General features: G+C 69.3%; 2 protein-coding genes. One reads left to right on the top strand and one right to left on the bottom strand.

Annotated elements, in window-relative coordinates; genetic code table 11:
* The first annotated feature begins 166 nt into the window (after positions 1 to 166).
* Positions 167 to 2,929, top strand: coding sequence for a preprotein translocase subunit SecA (secA, locus tag OZN99_RS28275; RefSeq protein WP_270938556.1), 2,763 nt, complete (start codon positions 167 to 169; stop codon positions 2,927 to 2,929).
* A 70-nt stretch (positions 2,930 to 2,999) separates the two neighbouring features.
* Here secA and OZN99_RS28270 read toward each other — a convergent pair.
* Positions 3,000 to 3,225 (bottom strand): hypothetical protein (locus OZN99_RS28270; RefSeq protein ID WP_270938555.1); only part of this gene is annotated, 226 nt, incomplete at its 5' end.

The following is a 3,225-nucleotide window of genomic DNA, read 5'->3' as shown; positions in this document are numbered from 1 at the left end:
CGCGTTGACGCGCCCCCCCGGCGCGCCTATCTCTCGCGGGTCGCGCCAGCGCCGGCCCCGGCCGGCGCGCGGCCGGTTGCGCCCCTTGCTCGGCCCTGCACCGCCTGCCCGTCGGGCCGCCTGCCCCGGGTTCGCCCAAGGCACCGGCCGGAGACGACAGGATCAGATGTTCCAACGCCTCGTCCGCGCCATCATCGGCACCTCGAACGACCGCGCCATCAAGCGCTATCAGGCGCGCGTGCCGGCCATCAACGCGCTGGAACCGCAGCTCGCCGCCCTGTCGGACGAGGCGCTGCGCGGCAAGACCGACGAGTTCAAGGCCCAGCTCGCAGCAGGCAATAGCCTGGACGACCTGCTGCCGGAGGCATTCGCGGTGGTGCGGGAGGCCGGCAAGCGCGTGCTCGGGCTCCGCCATTTCGATGTGCAGATGATCGGCGGCATGGTCCTGCACGAGGGCAAGATCGCCGAGATGAAGACCGGCGAGGGCAAGACGCTGGTCGCCACCCTGCCGGTCTACCTCAACGCCCTGACCGGCAAGGGCGTGCATGTCGTCACCGTGAACGACTACCTCGCGAAGCGCGATGCGGAATGGATGGGGCGGATCTACCGCTTCCTCGGCCTCTCCGTCGGCGTGATCGTGCACGGCCTGACGGACGAGGAGCGGCGCGCGGCCTATGCCTGCGACGTGACCTACGGCACCAACAACGAGTTCGGCTTCGACTACCTGCGCGACAACATGAAGTACCGCCTGGAGGACATGGTCCAGCGCGACTTCAGCTACGCCATCGTGGACGAGGTGGACAGCATCCTGGTGGACGAGGCGCGGACGCCGCTGATCATCAGCGGCCCGTCCGACGACAGCTCCGACCTCTACAACCGCGTCAACGCGGTGATGAAGGAGCTGGTGAAGGACAAGTCGCTGTTTGAGAAGGACGAGAAGTTCAAGACCGTCCACCTCGTGGAGGCCGGCACCGAGGCGCTGGAGCAGGCGCTGCAGGAGGCCGGGCTGCTGACCGAGGGCGGGCTCTACGACATTCACAACGTCAGCCTGGTGCACCACGCCAACCAGTCGCTGCGCGCGCATGTGCTGTTCACTCGCGACGTGGACTACATCGTCAAGAAGGTCACGGAATACGGGATCACCCAGGACAAGGTGATCATCATCGACGAGTTCACCGGCCGCATGATGGAAGGCCGCCGCTATTCCGACGGCCTGCACCAGGCGCTGGAGGCGAAGGAGGGCGTGCCGGTCCAGCCGGAGAACCAGACGCTCGCCTCCATCACCTTCCAGAACTACTTCCGCCTCTATCCCAAGCTGGCCGGCATGACCGGCACCGCCTCCACCGAGGCCGACGAGTTCGCCGAGATCTACAAGCTCGAGGTGGTGGAGATCCCGACCAACGTGCCGGTCGCGCGCATCGACAACGACGACGAGGTCTACCGCTCGGCGCAGGAGAAGTACGACGCGGTGATCGCGCTGGTCGAGGAGGCGCGCGAGCGCGGCCAGCCCATCCTGGTCGGCACCACCAGCATCGAGAAGTCCGAGCTGATCTCCGGCCTGCTGAAGAAGAAGAAGATCCCGCACCAGGTGCTGAACGCCCGCCACCACGAGCAGGAGGCCGGCATCATCGCCCAGGCCGGCCGCCCGGGCGCGGTGACGATCGCCACCAACATGGCCGGGCGCGGCACCGACATCCAGCTCGGCGGCAACCTCGAGATGCTGGCCCGCGCCGAGGCCGGCGCGAGCGAGGGGCCGGAATTCGAGGCGGCACTGGCGCGGCACAAGGCCGAGATCGAGGCGGTGCGCCCGAAGGTGAAGGAGGCCGGCGGCCTGCTGGTGATCGGCACCGAGCGGCACGAGAGCCGGCGCATCGACAACCAGCTGCGCGGCCGCTCCGGCCGCCAGGGCGATCCGGGCCAGTCGCGCTTCTTCCTCTCCCTGGAAGACGACCTGATGCGCATCTTCGGCAGCGACCGCATGGGCGGCATGCTGGAGAAGCTCGGCCTGAAGCCGGGCGAGGCGATCGTCCATCCCTGGATCAACAAGGCGCTGGAGAAGGCGCAGAAGAAGGTCGAGGCGCGGAACTTCGACACCCGGAAGAACCTGCTGAAATACGACGACGTGATGAACAACCAGCGCCGCGAGGTCTATGCGCAGCGCAAGGCGTTCATGACCGCCGACGACGTGCAGGAAACCGTGGCCGAGATGCGCCGCGAGACGATCGGCGCCATGATCGACAAGGCGATCCCGGAGAACGCCTATCCCGAGCAGTGGGACCTGGAGACGCTGCAGTCGCGCGTGCGCGACGTGCTCGGCCTCGACCTGCCGGTGGCCGACTGGGCGCGCGAGGAAGGCATCGACGAGACGCAGGTGCGCGAGCGGCTGGAGAAGGCTGCCGACGAGGCCTACGCCGCGCGCGTCGCGAATATCGGCCCCGACCTGATGCGCCAGGTGGAGAAGAGCCTGCTCCTGCAGATCTTCGACGCGGTGTGGAAGGAGCACCTGCTCTCGCTGGACCATCTGCGCCAGGGCATCGGCCTGCGCGCCTATGGCCAGCGCGACCCGCTCAACGAGTACAAGAGCGAGGCCTTCAACCTGTTCAACGCCATGCTGGTGGACCTGCGGGAGCGCGTGACCAGCGTGCTGATGCGTATCGAGCTGCGCCAGGACGCCCCGCCCCCCATGCCGGAGCCGGTGCGCGTGATGGACATGCGCCATCCCGATCCGTCGCAGGCCGGCGGCGAGCTGGAATATGCCGATGCCGGCCCGGCGCCGGCCTATGGCACGGCGGTGCAGGCGGCGCGCGCACCGGCCGTCGCCGCCGCGGTGGACCCGAACGACCCTTCCACCTGGGACCGCACGCCGCGCAACGCGCCCTGCCCGTGCGGATCGGGGAAGAAGTACAAGCACTGCCACGGGCGGGTCTGACCCGCCCGTATATGCCGGGCGACCCGATTCAGACCTCCGGGCCTCGAGGCCCTGCGGTCATCGGGGCGCCTCAGCCCGGCGCGATCCGCGCCGCCGCGTCCAGGAAGCGCGTCTCGACGAGACGCCCCGGATCGGCCGGCGGCACCGGCGGCAGGCCGCATTCGGCGCGCAGCGCGATCGTCTCCGCGATACCGGCCGGGATCGGCCTGAGGCCCGGCACGGCGGTCGCGACCAGCCGGGCTGCCGCGGCCTCGCTGTAGCGCGCCGCCACCAGCGCCGCCGCCGCCTCCGCCGCA

The sequence above is a fragment of the Falsiroseomonas oryzae genome (genome assembly GCF_027856955.1).
Classification (GTDB): Bacteria; Pseudomonadota; Alphaproteobacteria; order Acetobacterales; family Acetobacteraceae; genus Falsiroseomonas; species Falsiroseomonas oryzae.
This window is presented reverse-complemented; position numbering and strand designations above follow the sequence as displayed.